General features: G+C 41.2%; 13 protein-coding genes. 10 read left to right on the top strand and 3 right to left on the bottom strand.

Annotated features, from left to right (window positions below; genetic code table 11):
- On the top strand, window positions 1–227 hold a 227-nt coding region (locus RMZ95_RS29000; protein WP_409884052.1), incomplete at its 5' end, for a WD40 repeat domain-containing protein.
- Between the two features lie 34 nt (window positions 228–261).
- Here the strand turns inward: RMZ95_RS29000 and RMZ95_RS28995 are convergent.
- Window positions 262–825, bottom strand: a complete 564-nt coding sequence (locus RMZ95_RS28995; protein ID WP_322686280.1) for a Uma2 family endonuclease — start codon at window positions 823–825, stop codon at window positions 262–264.
- 45 nt (window positions 826–870) lie between these two features.
- Between RMZ95_RS28995 and RMZ95_RS28990 the strand changes: the two genes are divergently transcribed.
- Together RMZ95_RS28990 and RMZ95_RS28985 are read left to right on the top strand one after the other, a co-directional pair.
- Complete coding sequence (locus RMZ95_RS28990; RefSeq protein WP_322686281.1) at window positions 871–2,076, top strand: ATP-binding protein; 1,206 nt, start codon at window positions 871–873, stop codon at window positions 2,074–2,076.
- Between the two features lie 396 nt (window positions 2,077–2,472).
- Window positions 2,473–3,675 (top strand): AAA family ATPase, encoded by a 1,203-nt coding sequence (locus tag RMZ95_RS28985; protein ID WP_322686282.1) that lies wholly within the window; start codon window positions 2,473–2,475, stop codon window positions 3,673–3,675.
- 9 nt (window positions 3,676–3,684) lie between these two features.
- Here RMZ95_RS28985 and RMZ95_RS28980 read toward each other — a convergent pair whose 3' ends face one another.
- Both RMZ95_RS28980 and RMZ95_RS28975 read right to left on the bottom strand, forming a co-directional pair.
- The gene (locus RMZ95_RS28980; protein WP_322671098.1) at window positions 3,685–4,557 is read right to left on the bottom strand and encodes a response regulator transcription factor; all 873 of its coding nucleotides are present in this window, start codon (window positions 4,555–4,557) and stop codon (window positions 3,685–3,687) included.
- Window positions 4,558–4,671: 114 nt separating this feature from the next.
- A complete protein-coding gene (locus RMZ95_RS28975; protein WP_322686306.1) occupies window positions 4,672–6,651 on the bottom strand; it encodes a scytonemin biosynthesis sensor histidine kinase in 1,980 nt (659 codons plus the stop codon).
- 1,663 nt (window positions 6,652–8,314) lie between these two features.
- On the opposite strand from RMZ95_RS28975, the gene scyA reads away from it, so the two are divergent.
- From scyA to RMZ95_RS28940, 7 genes are all read left to right on the top strand, one after another.
- Window positions 8,315–10,192 (top strand): scytonemin biosynthesis protein ScyA, encoded by a 1,878-nt coding sequence (scyA, locus tag RMZ95_RS28970; protein WP_322686283.1) that lies wholly within the window; start codon window positions 8,315–8,317, stop codon window positions 10,190–10,192.
- 310 nt (window positions 10,193–10,502) lie between these two features.
- A complete protein-coding gene (gene scyB / locus RMZ95_RS28965; protein ID WP_322671100.1) occupies window positions 10,503–11,564 on the top strand; it encodes a tryptophan dehydrogenase ScyB in 1,062 nt (353 codons plus the stop codon).
- Window positions 11,565–11,589: 25 nt separating this feature from the next.
- Window positions 11,590–12,561 carry a scytonemin biosynthesis cyclase/decarboxylase ScyC gene (scyC, locus tag RMZ95_RS28960; protein ID WP_322671101.1) on the top strand — a complete coding sequence of 324 codons (972 nt, stop codon included), beginning with the start codon at window positions 11,590–11,592 and terminating at the stop codon, window positions 12,559–12,561.
- A gap of 97 nt (window positions 12,562–12,658) precedes the next feature.
- On the top strand, window positions 12,659–13,924 hold the full coding sequence (locus RMZ95_RS28955) for a ScyD/ScyE family protein (protein WP_322686284.1): 1,266 nt from the start codon (window positions 12,659–12,661) through the stop codon (window positions 13,922–13,924).
- Window positions 13,925–14,051: 127 nt separating this feature from the next.
- On the top strand, window positions 14,052–15,428 hold the full coding sequence (locus RMZ95_RS28950; RefSeq protein ID WP_322671103.1) for a ScyD/ScyE family protein: 1,377 nt from the start codon (window positions 14,052–14,054) through the stop codon (window positions 15,426–15,428).
- A gap of 172 nt (window positions 15,429–15,600) precedes the next feature.
- Window positions 15,601–16,797, top strand: a complete 1,197-nt coding sequence (scyF, locus tag RMZ95_RS28945) for a scytonemin biosynthesis PEP-CTERM protein ScyF (RefSeq protein ID WP_322671104.1) — start codon at window positions 15,601–15,603, stop codon at window positions 16,795–16,797.
- Window positions 16,798–17,247: 450 nt separating this feature from the next.
- Window positions 17,248–18,603 carry a glycosyltransferase family 4 protein gene (locus tag RMZ95_RS28940; RefSeq protein WP_322686285.1) on the top strand — a complete coding sequence of 452 codons (1,356 nt, stop codon included), beginning with the start codon at window positions 17,248–17,250 and terminating at the stop codon, window positions 18,601–18,603.
- Window positions 18,604–18,631 lie beyond the last annotated feature (28 nt).

Below are 18,631 nucleotides of genomic sequence, written 5' to 3'. Positions count from 1 at the left end.
TAAATGCAGTTGCAGTCACCCCCAATGGCAAACAGGTGATTTCCACATCTGATGACTGGACTCTCAAAATCTGGAATTTGGACACTGGGGAGGTCATTGCTACTTTTACAGGAGAAAGTTACATGTATTGTTGTGCAGTTGCACCAGACAGCGTAACAATTGTGGCTGGAGATGCTTCAGGTAGGGTGCATTTTTTGCGTCTTGAGAACACGGAGGATAATTCGTAATTCGTAATTCGTAATTGAGAAACTACACAATATATTAGTGGCTGAGGATTTCGTTGACGCTAATATTCACATCGGTGAAACTTGGTATTGATAAAGTTTGACTGCTAGCGAACTTTTGCATAAGCTGATATCCTGCGGCTGTTGGTTGTTGATAAACTTCCATAATTTCCTCGTTAATATCTACCAACCAAACTTCAATTATGTTTGCTTGTGTATATAAAGGGATTTTCTCTTCCCGGTCATACTCGATAGTTGAATCAGCTACTTCAATTAATAAAAAAATATCCTGGGGTTGGGGGTGTGCAGTGGCGTAAAAATCATCACGGAGTTTGAGTAATGCTACATCTGGCTGAGGTTGTGAGTTATCGTTTAATGCAACTGGATTTTGAGCCGCAACTATGACGCGCTTACCTAACAACTGCACCAACAAATTAATCAGGCGATTTACACAAGCCGCGTGTTTTGTCCCAATAGGCGACATCTCTATAATTTCTCCCCGTATCAATTCCACTCGGTCATCTTCTGTGAGAATCCCCGACTCAATCATTTTCTGATATTGCTCAACCGTGAATTTTCGTCTTAATAACTGCACAGTCATGACTACCTCCACTGTTGCCTCATCTTATAATTATTCCTCACAATTATGAATTCACCACCCAAACCACCAACAAAAATCAATTCCAGAGGACATCCCACAGATTTTGAGCAAATTATTCAAGCCAAAAGCCTAAACTTTGTCGGTCGTGAATTTGTCTTCACGGCTATTAACAACTTTCTCCACCGCCATCGCCACGGTTACTTCACTATCATTGGCGCACCCGGTAGCGGTAAAAGTGCAATTCTCGCCAAATATGTGACAAACAATCCTCAAGTTATTTATTACAATGCCGAACTTGAGGGTAAAAATCGTGCTGACGAATTTCTCATAAATATCTGCACGCAACTCATTAATCAATACTCCCTTAATTACACCTCTCTCCCTAATAACGCCACAGAAGGAAGTTGGTTTTTCTCTAGTCTTCTCCAGCAAATCAGCGATGAGTTAGAACCTCATCAAAAACTGATAATTGCCATTGATGGGTTGAATTGCATTGACCGCAACAGCCAACCATCTGGTACAAATCTGTTTTATCTCCCCCGCTATCTCCCGGATAAGGTCTATTTCCTCCTCACTCGTAGACCTTTCTTGTGGGACAAGTCGGGTTTATTAATTGAAACGCCGTCGCAAAGTCTTGATTTAGCAGATTATCCAGAAGAAAATCGGCGGGATATTCAAGCTTATATTCAAAATTACCTAACCCCCCTAACCCCCCTTCCCTACGAGGGAAGGGGGGGACAAGATTACTCCCCTCCCCTTGTAGGGGAGGGGTTGGGGGAGAGGTCAAGTCTTAAATCTTGGTTGAGTAATCACCAGATTAATGAGGAAGATTTTTGCGATCGCCTCACCACTTTGAGCGAAAATAATTTTATGTATCTCAGTCAGGTAATAAGTGCGGTTGCAGAAAATTTCTACCCGATACCTTTCCAGTACAATCAACTCCCGCCTGGTTTAGAGGCATATTATCAGCAGCATTTACACAAAATGTTTCCATCCGAACAAAAGACGGAAGATAGCACAGATGTGTTAAATGTTTTAATACAGCAGCAAAAAGCAATATCAGTGGAAGCGCTCGCACAAATCATTGATACTGATGAGTATGAAGTTGAAGAAGTGCTACAAAATTGGCTAGAGTTCTTACAGCAAAAACCAATCGCCTCAAAAACCCATTATAGTCTTTATCATTCCAGCTTTCGAGACTGGCTAGGTAAACAGCAAATAAAACCTTCTGAAAAATATCCACAGACATGATATACAGCAGAATTTAGGAGTCAGAATGGCTACGCTCCGTTGTGCTAACAGAAGTAAAGTAAAACAAGCTTTGTACCTTCAGACTAGCTTGTGTACTTCATCAACTTAAAATCTGCTGTAAGTCCTCATTTACAGATGGATAAGTAGTGTAGATAAATCAATCGCTAAAAGTAAACACTCACTTACCAATTGGTTTGTCAAAAAAGTTGACGCAAGTAGTTGTTGTGTAATACAGTATGCTACAATAGTAATGAGTTAAATTAAAAAGACTTCCTCGCTAGTACAGTGGAAATAAAATTACCATTTGCACGCAATTAGTTAAGATTACAAGAAAAAATTTTCAAAACTTCCTACTTAACACAAAATAACTGAATTAACGCTGCATAACCGATAAATATGGATTTTGACTATTTTAGAAGCAATGAAGGCACTCCTACAAATAATACTCGGCAAAGCTTACTTGCTTGCGGTTGGCGACCGTTTAATCGAGAATTAGACTGGGGATTTTTGTGGCAACTGTTGTACAGTGACTCCCGCGAATTAAGTCAAAAAAGTTTGAATTTGGCGAGTAATATTGCTGATGTTTTAGGACGAAATAATTATGCTTGGTGGGCTAATTTATTGAGTGTTGTATCTGATAATACCCGCTACGAAGTTGAAAAGTTTTGGAATTACATCACGCCAGATCCTCAATCACCAGATCATCGCTACAAAGATGTTTTGAGTACGGAAACACCTATTGTCCAATTTGTCAGTCGTAGTAGTATTCCTATTGATTATGTTTTAAATCGACTGCAAGAAATTACTGTACTGCGAGTTTTAGGTGTATTGGGTAATCCTGATATTATTACTCAGTATCACTCAGAAAGAGATTTTTACTTTCCGATAGATAAATTTGTTAGCTGGGAACGCTTAGACGTTATTAATACTGTTTACGCTTACTGGTCTAAGTATGACATTTGGTTGCAAATCGATCCTTACGATCGCGGCCGACGACAATATACTTTAATGGCGAAAAATCTCGCGCCACTAATTAACAAAGCAACTTACGACTTAGCAGTGATGCTGAGTGGATATCAAAGTCGTGTAGGCAAAGTTCATAGTCAATTTAACATTCGGACATTTCCCGCAGATATCCAAAACTTTACTGATTCTGTACAGCAAGCGATTTTAAATCAAAACCAGTTAGCGGTTGTTGTACATGGACAACCAGGTACTGGTAAAACAGTCTGGACACAGGCAGTAGCAAAAGAAATTCTTGTACCTTTAGGGTATGTAATTTTTATTTTAGATCATGATGCGATCGCTAATTTTGTCCCACCGACTTACATAGAACGTATTTGTATCGTTATTAACGAAGCTGATAATTTAGCGCAAAATCGTGCTTCGGAGGTAGCGCAATACAATAACAAAACCGAACACATTCTAAGTTTGCTAGATGGCACTTTGTATCAGAGTGTAATTGATGATTCTGGTATTCAGATGCAGCAACGGTTAGTTGTCTTGATGACTTGTAATACTACTGAAAGATTAGATCCAGCCATGTTACGTAAAGGTAGGGTGGATTTAATATATGAATTTACACAACTATTTGTATAAAATCTACTTTCACCACAGTTTTACCTGTTTTTGCGATACAAGCTGATGCTCTTTGCGCCAAGCTTGGGGAGGTAAACCGTGATGTTGGCGAAACTGACGGGAGAAATGAGACACATCCTGATAGCCTAATGCTTTCGCTATCTTCTCGACTGTGTGATTATTATTTTGGAGTAAAAAACAAGCTTCCGCCATCCGGCGTTTGACAATCCAGCAGTTTACAGTCTCTCCACTTGTCTCCTTTACTCGGTTAGTTAAGTAAGCCGATGAGTAACCAACAGCAACAGCCACATCACACAAAGTAATTCCTTCATGATAATGGGCCTCGATAAAGTCGAAAACTTCTTTTAATTGCGGAATGTTGGGAAAGATTGACTTAGGAGGAATGTTTGCTTCTTTCTCAGAGGCGATGGCAACACCGACAGCGATCGCTGTAGTATCATCTGTAAATGCTGATGATTTTGGAGCTTTCTCTAATTTCCTAGAACACCAGTATTGAAGATTAGCTTGTTTTTCCAAGCGAGTAGCGATCGCTCTGAGCAATTCGTCTAGTGTCGAGGGTTTGCTAAGATAGTCATCTGCTCCCAATTCCATAGCTTTGCGAACATCTGCTCTAGTACTACTGCCAGTCAGAAAAATGAAAGGAATAATTGCTGTCTGAGGATCTTGGCGTAGTGTAGTTAAAACGTTATAACCATCCATATCGGGCATCGTGATATCGCAAATCACTAAGTCGGGTATACGCTTTTGTGCTTGGTGGATGCCAGCAAGACCGTTGTCAGCACCTATTGTATCAAAACCTTTACCCTCAAGACCCTTTAAATAAAGATTGCGAGTAACGTTATCATCTTCAATAACGAGAATTTTCTTTGACGATTCGGACATAATTTTCTTTTTGCAGAAGCTAATTACTAAACTATTTGCTGAATATCTAAATAGACTCGTTCCGAGAGTTATGATTGTTAAATTTTTAGTTAATAACTATCTTCATTTCAACACTCATAACTCGAAACAGGTCAACTCTGATTTGATTAATGGCAGCATTACAGTAAACGTAGAGCCGACATCAACTTCACTTTCTACAGAAACTTGACCATGATGTAAATCTACAAGAGTTTTAAGAATCGATAGTCCTAGTCCAGTGCCAGGTATATGATCGATATTACTACCACGGTAAAATGGCTCAAATATTCGTTGTTGGTCTACTACTGAAATACCGATCCCCCTATCTTTCACTTGGAAAATTATTTTTTCATTTTGGCAAGATAGTTCTAAATTAATTGCCAGATTCGAGAGAGAATACTTAATTGCGTTATCAAGCAAATTCTTCAAAATCGGCTCTAGCAACTTTTTATCTATATATGCTGTTAGAGTTTTATCTTGACTGACAAAATTGATTGTTTTTTGGCTAACAATCATCTGCATTTGTGCAACTAAATCCTCACAAAACTGAACTAATTCAAGCGGTTTGGGTTCAAAGTTTAATTTTGCTGATTCTGCTTTCGAGAAGAACAAAATATCATCCAACATCAGGCTCAATTGTTCGGTGGCTTTTTGAATGTGATCGAGTAATGGTTGGATTTTCTTCTGTGTACGTTTGTCTACTTCTTCTTTAAGTAAACTATTAGAAAATGAAACAATATTCAGTGGAGTTCGGAATTGATGGCAAACCATAGCAAGAAAACGCGCTCTAAGTTCGCTAAGTTGTTTGGCTTGTTCTAAAGCTTGGTTAAGACCTAATTCTGCATATTTGTAATCGGTAATATCGATACCTGCAATTAATTCGACTGGGTTTCCCCCAAAATCTAGCACTCCGTCAAGCTTGGCAACTGCACAAGCTAGCCAGCGCTCCGTGCCGTTTTTTGTTAAAATATTCATCTCCTGGTATTCAAAATCAGCGGCTTCATCCTGCTTACGTACTTGCCTGCGTTTTTTGCTCTTAATCAGTCGGCGAAGATCGAAACCTGTTAGTAGTTCCTCTTTTGTGTAGCCAGTGAGTTGCTCTACTGCCGGATTTATGTAGCAAAGCCGCGTACCTTGAATCAGAAAAGTACCGGCATCTGTAGTTTCTGCTAAAGTCCGAAATCTAGTTGCGTTCAGTCGTAATGCTTCTTCAGTCTGTTTCGATTCAGTAATGTCCCAAATACTCCACACTCTCCCAATAATTTTACCCTCAAGCAATTGAGGTTTAGAATAGTGCGCGAAAACTCTCCCATCTTTCAACTCTAGAATGTCGTAACTCTCGAAATCAGATTGGCTAGACACTTCCCAAATCAGCCGACTAAAGGCTTGTGGATCTTTAAGTTGGCTCTCAAAAAAGGATTTGCATCGAGGACATTTCTTAGATAGTATTAGGGACTCTGGGATCTGCCACATATCCACAAATTTCTGATTCAAGCTCAGAATATCTCCCTCAAAGTTAACTGCAACAATACCAATAGCAGTAGACTCAAGAGTAGAGCGAAGTAAAGAAAGAGATGTTTCTAGTTCTACTTCTTTGTCCTTGAGTTGAGAAAATTCTTGTTGCAAATTGTCTTTGGCATCTTTTAATTCATCGGTCCACTTTTGGACGCTCAATTCTACTATTTCATCCGTTTTCTCACGAGCAAAGGCACAGCCAAATTCCATATCTTGGTGTTTTACATAGTTCATCGATATTTCTACCAGAAATATCCGACCTCCTTTTGCCCGATAGCGAGATTTAAAGGTAAGGGAACCCTGTGAGCTAATATCTGACCAATTATGCTGCGAAAAATCTACATCTATATCATGCAGCCTCATAGAAAGTAATTCCTCACGGGAATACTCAGTCATCAGGCAAGTGGCATCGTTGACGTAAAGAAACTGCCCGTTTACTCCTAAACAAAAGGCAGCATCTACAGCGTGATTTATTAGGAAGTGAGCAAACTTCATCTCTATTTCTGGTTGTAGTGCCCATTGATTGTTCGATCTAGCTAGTGTATATTCGCCAGAATTCATGTTCATACTTCCTCCTGGTAATCAATCAGCACCATTCCCATTAAAGAGTTAATAGTCATAAATTACTAAAATCTTTGGTGTACTGTTTGGCTGTTAAAAAATAAAAATAGTCAAAATAGTTAGTATATTAAAAAATATTACTAATTATTCTTAATAAAACTTATCATACCAGGAAAAGGTGAATTATTAAACCAAATTTTTCTAAAAAACTAAACTAAATATTTTTTTAATTATTGACTTAAACAAGTTTTTATATACAAAATTTAGAGCGGTCAATCAGCCCTGTTAGATAAAAGTTCAACGCTCTTAATCTATAAGTAAAAAAAATATTTTAAATTTAACCTAGCCCTGTATGACAACTAACTAATAGACATCTCTAGAAATTAACTACGCATTAGCAATAACCCTTGTAAAGATGTAGCAGTGCTACCTCTTTATAAGAGTTCACCAATCTAAAATTCCTGGGATTTCCACTGGGGAAAGGTTAAAGAATAAAAATTTTTCTTTTTTAGCCTTTTCCTTAGCAAGAATTTTGGCAAACTAGTTGTGTAGAGTCCTTTGATTTTCAACATAAATGAATTTGCGGTAGTGGGTCTGGCTTAAATGAATAAACTTCAACTTATCAACTTATTTTCTTAATTTATCTTAACCTACCTTCTCAGGAATTTAACTATAGAAGAATATGCTTAGTCATCTGTCGCAAGAAGTACACTTGTATTACTAATATACGTAAAAAATATATATTTTACTGTATGTTTTCTGTCAAAAATGAAGCCCGTATTCGTATATTAGGTATATACTGTTGATTTATGCATTATCAAAAACACTTTTTTAAAGATATTCATGCCCTGAATACTTTGTCATCTCTCAAAGGAACTATAAAAAGTTAAAAAATGATGTCTTTATCGTTACAAATAATTGACTCAAAAAGTTTTTGGTGGCAATATAAAGACCGCTTAATCGCCTCATGCTTAAATTCGGATAAAAAATTGTGTAAGTTCTAAAGCAAAAAAATTGACACCCAGATCAAAAGATTTCCTATTGCAAATTTGGTAATGTGCCGCTTCTGCGATTGCAGAATATCAATCTTTCAGGTGGCTAAGTTGCAAATGTGACAATCACGAAAAAAGCAAAAAAATTGACACATACATCAAAAGATTTTTCATTGTAAATTAGGTTTTTATTGTAGCGGTCAAGAAACTTACCAAGCGTTTCTTAATTAGATCGGTGCTATTAAAGCTAACTATATTAAGTTTTGTAAACATTCTGAGACACGCTTAACTTCGGTTAATTACCAGTTTCTACACCTTTACACAACTTAGTTTTTTCCCACCGAACTACCGCCGATCTACTTAAATACTGTAGTCATCACATAGAAGCGAAAAATTTGACATCCTTATCAAAAGATTTTTGATTGTACAACAGTCTTCATCTCCTTTATTCTGGTGGCAAGAAGCACAGCCTCAACTGTTGTATGCTTTTGGTAAAAATTTTTTGGTACTGCGCTCACAAGCATCAATCAGCAGCGATTCGCCATTTCTACTCTTGACCAAGCTAGGTCATCGCTGCAAGAAACAACAGAGTTGTTTGTAATAAATATTTCTAGCGCTGTGATTGTAAACTAAAAAGCCTTTGTATAACTTTCTGAAATTACGTGAAACCAATGAGTCAAAACTATACTGGTTCAAATCCTCTCATCACCACTGAGCCATACAAGGAACTTCCTGCAAACAGATATGTAGAATCTGTGTCTGACTCCCGTCAGCTTGATGAATCGGAGAATAATGGGGGAATTCAGGCTTTTTTAAACGATGAAACAGCCCCAACGCTCTCAGTTGCCGATGCGATCGCTCAAATGTTGGAAAATTTGGGAGTAAGCTACGCTTTTGGTGTCGCAGGTGGTGCAATGGCCAGCCTTTGGGGTGCGTTATCCAATAGCAGCATAGAGGTGTTGAACTTTCGCCATGAAGCCGGAGCAGCTTTTGCAGCCACCGAAGCTTACTTTGCGAATAATCGCCCGACTGTAGTTTTTACCACAGCAGGGCCGGGGATCACCAACGCCCTCACCGGATTATTTGCGGCTCGTGGTGAAGGTGCAAAGGTAATTTTGTTGTCGGCTTGCACCTCAGCACCGCAGCGTGGACGTTGGGCTATTCAAGAAACCAGCACTTACACATTGCCCAGTGGAGGAATTTTTACCCCAGGAGCGTTATTCAACTATGCAGTCACGATTGAATCTGCGGCTCAACTACCGCAGATTTTCCGTAAACTTGCATTAGCGATGGCGCAACCAGGCGGATTTGTTGCCCATTTGAGCATTCCCACCAGTGTGCAAACAAGTTTAGTTGAGAATATAGCTTTACCCCAGCTAGATATTTCTCCGTTTCCGATGACTGCTTCCAAAGAAGCGATCGCTAAATCTGTAGAGTTATTATCATCTGGCCCCTTTGCTATCTGGGTTGGTTTCGGTGCGCGTGATGCAGCAGAGGAAATTCTGGAACTGGCTGAAAAAACCGGAGCAGCCGTTATGTGTTCGCCCCGTGCTAAAGGTATTTTCCCTGAAGATCATCCCCAATTTGTGGGTGTTACAGGTTTAGGCGGTCATGCTTCCGTCTTAACTTATATGGAACAGCAACCTCCACTACGCACACTCGTATTAGGAACCCGTCTTGGCGAACCGACTTCTTTCTGGAGTTCGGCGCTAGTTCCAAAAGGAGGTTTTGTCCATGTAGATATTGACCCGGAAGTTCCAGGTGTAGCCTATCCCCACGTTGAAACTTTCCCAGTTCGGTCTGATATCAAAGCTTTTGTGAAAGAGTTGTTGCAGCAATTGCCGGATGCTCCTGATTCTACAATGTCGCTACCTCGTCCAGAACACAAAGCAATTGAACCTGCTACAGAGGTAGATTATCCAGTGCGGCCAGAAGTATTGATGGCAGCAATTCAAAAGATAATTGTTGAAGATAGCGATGCCGTAGTCATGGCGGAGTGTGGTAACTCGTTTACTTGGTCAACGCATCTACTCCAATTTTCCGAAGCCAATCGTTACCGAGTCAGTACCGGAGTCGGAGCAATGGGCCACGCCGTCACCGGAGTATTGGGTGCAGCACTGGCGAGCAAAAGCAAGGCTGTAGGGATTGTCGGCGATGGAGCAATGCTGATGAATAACGAAATCAGCACAGCCGTGAAATACAAAATTCCGGCAATCTGGATTGTACTCAACGATGCGCGTTACAACATGTGCCATCAAGGGATGAAAATCTTGGGATTAAAGGGCGCAGATGCAACAATGCCACCAACAAACTTTGCGATGATTGCTCGTGGGATGGGAGCAGAAGCGATCGTCGTCGTCAGAGAGTCGGATATTGAAGCTGCATTACAACAAGCGATCGCATCAAATGTCCCTTTTCTCATTGATGTAGTGATTGATGCCGACCGCCCAGCACCTTCTGGCGGACGTAATAAGAGTTTGGCAGCACAAGGAATTAAATCAAATGCCGCTAAAAATCCAGCCAAGCAGGTTTCATTTCCAATGGTTTGATTTTAAAAGTTTGCAATCTCATTCAATTGTTATAGACACTAAAACACTGCAATCAAGCTGAATTTACAACGCAGTTTTGATTAGTTAATTCAGTAAAAGAGAAAGGATGAGTTTAGAAGCGACAAAAGTTTTCTTTTAGTCAGAAACTCCACTCAAAAAGCTGGAATCTAAAACTTCTTTTTTAAACCCTAAGTCTTTTCTTAACTTCATCTAATCTTAATATTCAAGAGTGTTTTTATGTCTATATCTTTATATTTTGTAATGTTCATTACTTTCTCTAAACAATTCCAACCAATATCGAGAGGACAAGATGCTGCTATTTGAAACTGTTAGAGAAATGGGTCACGAACAAGTTCTCTTTTGTCATGGTAAAAATCCAGAAATTAAGGCAATTATTGCCATCCATGACACAACCTTGGGCCCAGCGATGGGAGCTACAAGAATCTTGCCTTATGTGAACGAAGAAGCTGCTTTAAAAGACGCACTTCGTCTGAGTCGTGGAATGACATATAAAGCTGCCTGTGCCAACATTCCAGCTGGTGGGGGAAAAGCAGTTATTATAGCTAATCCTGAAAATAAAACAGATGATTTGTTAAGAGCTTATGGACGTTTTGTTGATAGCCTGAATGGACGTTTTATTACCGGACAAGATGTCAATATTACCCCTGACGATGTGCGGACAATTAGTCAAGAAACGAAATATGTTGTTGGGGTATCAGAAAAATCTGGCGGGCCTGCTCCCATAACTTCACTAGGAGTTTTTCTGGGAATTAAAGCTGCTGTAGAATCTCGTTGGCAGAGCAAAAGACTTGATGGGATGAAAGTTGCAGTTCAAGGCTTAGGAAATGTCGGTAAAAATCTCTGTCGTCACTTACATGAGCATGATGTCCAGCTTTTTGTTAGCGATGTAGATCCAGTCAAAGCAGAAGAAGTAAAACGGCTTTTTGGCGCAACTATTGTAGAACCATCTGAAATTTACTCACTTGATGTAGATATCTTTTCTCCTTGTGCTTTAGGAGGAATTCTTAATAGTCATACAATTCCTTTTCTGCAAGCTTCGATTATTGCTGGTGCAGCTAATAATCAATTGGATAATGAGCAATTACATAGTCAAATGCTTGCCAAAAAAGGGATACTTTACAGTCCCGATTATGTAATTAATGCTGGAGGATTAATTAATGTTTATAACGAAATGATTGGTTATGACGAAGAAAAAGCTTTCAAGCAAGTGCATAACATTTATGACACGCTATTAGCAATTTTTGAGATTGCTAAAGAGCAAGGAGTTACTACCAACGATGCTGCCAGACGATTAGCAGAAGACCGGATCGACAAGATTAAGCGAAGTAAAACTACAGCGATCGCAGCTTAATTATTATTATCTTCAGGAGTGAAAAATGGAAAAAAATACCTTTGCTACATCAGCATATATTGCTACTTCCCCAGAAAGCGCTTTTGAGTATCTTTGTAGTTTAAAAAACTTGGATGAATGGACGCTTTATAGCCGGATGAAAGAGCAAATTGACGAAGATACCTGGCTGGGAACTGCGTCTGGTTATCACAAAAATCTCTATTATCATGTTAAAAAATTAGAAAATCCACTTTTCTACGGCATTGAGTGGCACTGTGGATTAGAGTATCAGAAATATTTTCAGGTTTACCCTGTTTTGCTGTTTCCTACAGATTACATCGAGCCGGGAACAGATGAAAAAGGTGTGTACTTTCACTGGTTGAGCTTTGTCGATCCTAAACGGCAGACTCAGATGATCATGCAGGGAATTCACACAGTACATACTTCTGAATGTCGCTCTCTCAAAGGGAATTTGGAACGTAAAGCTGGTCTGACCTCAGCAGCTAAAGGAAGCCACTTTATTGATACAGACACCATTTATGTTGATGCTCCAGTTGAAATTGGTATTGAATACTTAAAGGATTTACAAAACATAGATGAGTGGGCACATCTACTGCGACCGAATGGCGATATTACTTCTGATTCAGGTGAATTCAAAGATGAATATGACCAGAAGGTAAAAGTTTCTGTGCGCGTTCATAGTCTGAGTAAATACTACTTGCTTGAGCAAGAATATTATTATCCAGATTACGAATATTATCAGCGTTCTGTAGCGTTACTCATTCCAACCGCTTACGCTTTCGCTGACCCAGAAGCCTCTGGTTTTATCTTGCATCGAATTACATTCTGGAAAACAGATGGAACTGTAACCCACGGCAAACTTCAAATTGAAGACTATGGCGCTGAGAGCATGAACATCAAACGTTTACTCGAAGCCAAAGCTGGCAACCTCAAATCATTTGATCGAGGAATGAGCTATCTACCAAAAGCTCCAGAGCCACTAGTTAATAGTCATTAGTCATTGGTCATTGGTCATTGGTCAACTAACAAAAAAAAAGGACAAAGGACAAAGAACAAAGGACAAAGGACAAATGACAAATGACAAATGACGAAATATGAAACAGAAACAACTTACTATTACATTCCTAACTTTTTGTGTTACCGCTTTTTCGGGAATGAAAGCTGCCTCAGCTGCATCCTTTTCAGTAATCGCCGACGGTCTATATAATGCCGGAGGACTAAGCTTTGGCCCTGATGGCGATCTCTATGTTACAGAGGCGGGCATCGGGGGAAGTGGCAGTTGTGTGCCACCAGCAAGCGGTCAAGGCGATTCTCTATGCTATGGCACAAGTGGGGCAGTTACCAAAATTGAGAATGGTAAAACCGAGCGCATACTTACAGGACTTCCTTCTATAGCATTACCAGATGGTACTGGAGCCGGTGGCCCTCGTAACATCCAATTTGATGCTACAGGTAAACCTTATGTTCTGATTGGGTATGGGGCGAATCCAACCTTTCGCGATCGCAATTTAGGTAACACTGACCTCGGTAAAATCATTGCTCCCGACTTTAAGACCAATTCCTGGACGAGTGTTGCTGATTTAGCTAACTATGAACTCGCCAATAATCCCGATGGTGGTGATGTCGGTAGCAATCCCTTGGGCTTTGTAATAGATGGCAATAAGTTAGTTGTAGCTGATGCAGGTGCAAACGACTTACTCAGTGTTAATACTAGCGGTAGTAACTTGCAAGCTCTTACTACCTTTCCCCAAGACATATTAACTAATCCCGTCTTTCCACCTTCTGATACCCCATCCAATGAACCGGCACAGGTTCCATCTCAAGGGGAAGCGGTGCGAGGCCCATCGCAGTTTGCCACTCAACCAGTACCTTCGGGTGTGGCAAAAGGGCCTGATGGTGCTTATTACATCAGCCAATTTACTGGTTTCCCTTTCCCAGAAGGCGGCGCAAAAATCTATCGAGTCGGTGCTGATGGGAAATCATCAGTCTTCGCTGATGGTTTTACCCAACTTACAGACTTGCAATTCGATCCTGCGGGCAATTTGTATGCTTTGCAGTACGCCAATCAGTCAGCTTGGAAGGGTGATTTTGATGGTTCTGTCATCAAAATAGCTCCTGATGGCACACGTACAACTCTTCTGAGTGGCAATGGATTAGAGTCGCCTAGTGCCCTGACTATTGGTGCTGATGGTGCAGTATACGTTACCAACCGAGGCGATCGCCTTGGACTTGGACAAGTTCTCAAAATTGAAAATACCAAGTCTATTCCTGAACCTGATTCTGCTTTAGGTGTGTTAGCGATCGCTGTCTTGGGCGTTGGTTGGTTGCATAAGAAGAAAGAGCTACCAAACCTCCCATAAATAGAGTCGTGGCGCTCGAATAAAGAGTTTCAAACCAATCTTGCGTTCCTCAAAGACTGCAATTCGTTGTCTTTAAAACCATAAAAGTTTCCCCAAACAAATTATTTAACTCTCAATCTCCAAAGGTATGAAACTCAAGTCATTTGCTCTTACATCTGTTACATTTTGTTTTACTGCTATTTGTGGAACACTATCTGCACAAGCTGCAACGCTAACGACAGTTGTCGATGGAGTTAGTAATGCACGGGGTGTTAGCTTTGGCCCTGACGGCAGTCTCTACGTAGCAGAGCCAGGTATCGGCGGTAACGGAAATTGCCAACCATCTCCGAGTACTCTATTTCAGCCTATCTGTGCTGGTAATACTAGTTCACTGGTCAAAGTTTCACCAAACGGCACAAAACAGCGTCTACTTAATAACTTTCAGTCTTTAGCAGAGCAACCCACCGGCAACCAAGGCGCTGGTATTGAAGACATACAATTCGATTCTAAAGGGAATGCTTATCTGCTGACAGGGTTTGCCGGTTATCCAGGAAACCGCGATCTAGCAACACTTAACCTTGGTTCTAAATCCCCACTCCCACCACAGCAACTTGCTACTTTCCCGCCATCAACGCCCGATAAAGTTTTGAATACGCCGCTTCTAGCACAACTGTACCAAGTTGACTTGAACACCGGATCTCTCAATAGTATTTTTGACTTTGCTAAAAATGAAATCACCCAAAATCCAGACAAGGGGGATGTAGTTACCAATCCCTACGATCTGGCTATTAGTGGCGATAATGCTTATGTCGTTGATGGGGGCGGGAACACTGCTTACAAAATCAAGCTTGACGGAAGTAAGTCACAAGCGATCGCAATTCCTAAAAATATTATTAGTAAGTCAGATTTGCCACCAGGATTACAATTACCTCCTGGGCTATTAGAGGAACTTCCAGGAGGAAAAATAGCAATTCAATCAGTACCCACAGGTGGCGCAATTGGCCCCGATGGAGCTTTATATGTTGGTGAATATACGGGTTTTCCTTATCCAGATGGTAAATCGCGGATCTTCCGCATTGGCGAAGATCAAAAACCAGAAGTTTTTCTCGATGGCTTTACGCACATCACCGACCTAACCTTTGATGAGAAAGGTGATTTGCTGGTTTTACAGTTCAGCGACAAGTCCCAGTTGGGGGGTGACATCACAAATCTACCTGGATCTCTCATCCAAGTTGCTCCTGATGGCACTCGCACAACACTTGTTGCAGCAGGTCAAGGGCTAGATTCGGCTGATGGAATTGATATTGGCCCTGATGGCAAGATTTATATTACCAATCGCGGTGTCGGCCCAGAACGCGGGGAAGTTGTTCGGGTGGATGGTGTCGTTGTTGAAAAAGTCCCCGAACCTGGTTCAGTAGTCGGCTTACTAGCACTTGCTAGTGTAGGCGCAACTGCTGCTTACGCCAAGCGCAAACGCCAACACAAATTGGGTGAAGAGTTGCTAACCGAAGCAGAGACTGTCTAAATCCCTCTTTACCTGACACCAGGTAAAGCTTACAGAATAGGCTGCTGCCCAAAAGAGAAAGTTGCATTTCCAACAAGAGGCAGCAGCCCAAATTTCAGAGTTCCCAAACTAGGACGGGGAACAAAATTAGTCTAGGAAAGAGTATACCTTATACAACCAGGACTTAAAACTCATGGGATTAGTCAAAAATTTGTCAATTGGCATTCTCGGTACTGGATTGATGGTGTTGGCAACAGCAGCCCAAGCCAAAGCTGTAACATTAACTTACGACAGAAGTATCGGCAGTCCTGGCTTCGGGCCAGGGCAGCTTTTTGTTCCCCAAGGGATAACGGTAGATGATTCGGGGAATACCCTCATAGCTAACGGACGCGGTGTTAACCCAGATGGTACTCCTAACTACAACCTCGGTAACAAAATTGAAAAATTTAGTCCCACCGGTCAGTATATTGGAGCAATTGGTTCCGGCGGCACAGGGCCCGGACAGTTTGACGAGCCAACAACTGTAGACTTTAATCCCGTAACAGGGGATTTGTATGCAGGTGATGTTTACAACAACCGCATTAATCAATTCGATCCTCAGGGTAACTTTATTAGATCCTTTGCAAACGGAGATTTTACTCCTCGTGTAAACGATCGGATTTTCTTTGGGCCATCTGGTGTGACTTTTGACAAGACTGGCAACGTTTACGTAGGTGATTTTAACGGCGAAAGAATCCTCAAATTCACACCTGACGGAAAGCAAATTGGTGTCATTGGTGGCACTTTAGGCACTGCACTAGGAGAAACTCAAGGTGTAGCAGGTATAAGAATTTCCCCAGTCAGTGGAAATATCTTTCTAGCTGACCAGTATAACAACCGCGTTCAAGTACTCGATCCAAATGGCAAACCTCTGTACGCATTTGGTTCAGCAGGTAGCGGTCCTGGACAACTTCTTCAGCCAATTGGCATCGAAGTGGATGACCAAGAGAATGTTTATGTAGCTGATTCTATCAACAGCCGCGTTCAGGTATTTGATAAAAACGGTAAGTTCTTGACTTCCTACGGTGAAAATGCACGCGATGCATCAGGTAATCCTGTACCGCCTCCAGCATTAACTGGCCCTCCTTTTGGCAACCCCCTCGACCTAACACCAGGCAGATTTAACTGGACTGGTGGCACAACCCTCAAAGATGGCAAGCTGTATGTGGGCGATTTCTTCCAAGGTCGCGTCCAAGTGCTAAACGTAGAGGGCAGAAGGCAAGTACCAGAACCTAGTTCAGCATTGGGTTTAGCATTGCTTGGGCTTGGGGCTGCTACCGTCACATTGCGGAAACGCGGGCAACAAAAGCCAGTCTTCAGTTTAGAGAAGACGTTGCAAAAACAGTGCTGAGTTCTCATGATTGAGTAGCAGTAAAGTGACCGAATTCGAGTTCAGAGGTCGAAGTTCCAAGTTCAGAGGCTGAAGTTCCGAGTTCAAAGGTCGAAGTTCCGAGTTTAGAGGTCGAAGTTCCGAGTTCAGAGGTCAAAGTTCCGAGTTCAGAGGCTGAAGTTCCAAGTTCAGAAGCTGAAGTTCCGAGTTCAGAGGTCGAAGTTCCGAGTTCAGAGGCTGAAGTTCTGAGTTCAGAGGTCGAAGTTCCGAGTTCAAAGGCTGAAGTTCCGAGTTCAGAAGCTGAAGTGGATTAAACAAAATCTAAAACTTCTGTTTCGTGGGGTGCGTTATGCCCTTGGTAACACACCTTACGAAAATTTCAGGTCATTAAATCTGGAATCAGGGAGATAAAAACTGGAAATACTAAATAAAGCCAAGATTATCAAGGTGCTTTTAGCACATTAACGGTTAATGCACATTCTGATTTATTCATACAACTATCATCCAGAACCAATTGGTATTGCACCTTTGATGACTGAACTAGCAGAAGGGCTGGTGAAGCGAGGGCATCAAGTGCGGGTAATCACAGGTATGCCTAACTATCCTCAGCGTCAGATTTACGATCGCTATCGGGGTAAGTTATACGTTACTGAAAAGAAAAATGGTGTCACTATTCAACGTAGTTACCTGCGGATTAAATCTAAACCTAACCTTATAGATCGGTTACTGCTAGAGTTGAGCTTTGTCTTTACAAGTTTGCCACAAGCTCTCAAAGGTGAGCGACCTGATTTAATTCTCTTAACAGTGCCACCGTTACTCGTTTGCTTACCTGCAACTTTAATAAGTTGGCTATACAACTGTCCAGTAGTGCTGAATGTACAAGATATCCTCCCGGAAGCTGCTGTGCGTGTTGGGCTAATTAAGAATAAGTTGATGATTCAAGCTCTGGAAGCTTTAGAAAAATTTGCCTACCGAACTGCACATACCATTAGCGTGATTGCCGATGGTTTCGTAGATAATTTAATCCATAAAGGTGTACCTGCTAATAAAATTGCCTGCATTCCAAATTGGGTAAATCTAAATTTTATCCGTCCTTTCCCAAAGGAGAATAACTCCTGGAGAGCTTCTCATCAACTAGATGATAAATTTGTAGTACTTTATTCAGGTAATATTGCTCTGACGCAAGGTTTAGAGACAGTAATAGAAGCAGCATCTCGGTTGCGTCATATTAATGATATTGTCTTTGCGATCGCAGGTGAATCTCAAGCTCTCGAAAGGTTACAAAAACATTGTCTTGCTTGTGGAGCAGATAACGTTTTGCTGCTACCATTGCAACCGCGAGAAAAACTACCGCAAATGTTAGCAGCTGCTGATGTTGGGTTGATTGTGCAAAAGAGCAATGTGATTTCCTTCAATATGCCTTCTAAAATACCACTGCTGTTAGCCAGTGGTCGCCCAATTGTCGGTTCTGTTCCCGCCACTGGTACTGCTGCCAAAGCTATCAAAGAAAGCGGCGGCGGCGTTATCGTTGAGCCTGAGTCAGCAGATGCTTTGGCCGCTGCGGTATTAGATTTATATAATCAGCCAGAACTAGCAGCAAAATTAGGGCGTGAAGGAAGAAAGTTTGCGGTAGAAAACTACTCCTTTGAGCAAGCGCTAGATCGGTATGAAGAGTTATTTTATGATGCGATCGCCAAAAGAGCAACAACTTTGGATATCTTGCCCAAATTGAGTTCTAAAGAATCACTTGTTGAGCAAGAGCTTTTGGTACATACCTTACCCCTAGTGCGCGTGATATCTCAAAGACTAATGACAAATGACAAATGACAAATACTTCGGCTTCGCTCAGTACAAG

Origin of the sequence: Nostoc sp. DedQUE07 (assembly GCF_034530975.2) — a bacterium.
Taxonomy (GTDB): domain Bacteria; phylum Cyanobacteriota; class Cyanobacteriia; order Cyanobacteriales; family Nostocaceae; genus Nostoc.
The sequence above is the reverse complement of the archived record's forward strand: the minus strand, read 5'-3'. Positions and strand labels throughout refer to the sequence as shown.

What these genes read in the sequence shown, in the direction of transcription:
- scyC (WP_322671101.1), top strand. Translation starts at nt 11,590, where the DNA reads ATGGAAAAAAATACCTTTGCTACATCAGCATATATTGCTACTTCCCCA.
- scyB (WP_322671100.1), top strand. Translation starts at nt 10,503, where the DNA reads ATGCTGCTATTTGAAACTGTTAGAGAAATGGGTCACGAACAAGTTCTC.
- RMZ95_RS28950 (WP_322671103.1), top strand. Translation starts at nt 14,052, where the DNA reads ATGAAACTCAAGTCATTTGCTCTTACATCTGTTACATTTTGTTTTACT.
- RMZ95_RS28995 (WP_322686280.1), bottom strand. Translation starts at nt 825, where the DNA reads ATGACTGTGCAGTTATTAAGACGAAAATTCACGGTTGAGCAATATCAG.
- RMZ95_RS28955 (WP_322686284.1), top strand. Translation starts at nt 12,659, where the DNA reads ATGAAACAGAAACAACTTACTATTACATTCCTAACTTTTTGTGTTACC.
- RMZ95_RS28975 (WP_322686306.1), bottom strand. Translation starts at nt 6,651, where the DNA reads ATGAATTCTGGCGAATATACACTAGCTAGATCGAACAATCAATGGGCA.
- RMZ95_RS28990 (WP_322686281.1), top strand. Translation starts at nt 871, where the DNA reads ATGAATTCACCACCCAAACCACCAACAAAAATCAATTCCAGAGGACAT.
- scyF (WP_322671104.1), top strand. Translation starts at nt 15,601, where the DNA reads ATGGGATTAGTCAAAAATTTGTCAATTGGCATTCTCGGTACTGGATTG.
- RMZ95_RS28940 (WP_322686285.1), top strand. Translation starts at nt 17,248, where the DNA reads ATGCACATTCTGATTTATTCATACAACTATCATCCAGAACCAATTGGT.
- RMZ95_RS28985 (WP_322686282.1), top strand. Translation starts at nt 2,473, where the DNA reads ATGGATTTTGACTATTTTAGAAGCAATGAAGGCACTCCTACAAATAAT.
- scyA (WP_322686283.1), top strand. Translation starts at nt 8,315, where the DNA reads ATGAGTCAAAACTATACTGGTTCAAATCCTCTCATCACCACTGAGCCA.
- RMZ95_RS28980 (WP_322671098.1), bottom strand. Translation starts at nt 4,557, where the DNA reads ATGTCCGAATCGTCAAAGAAAATTCTCGTTATTGAAGATGATAACGTT.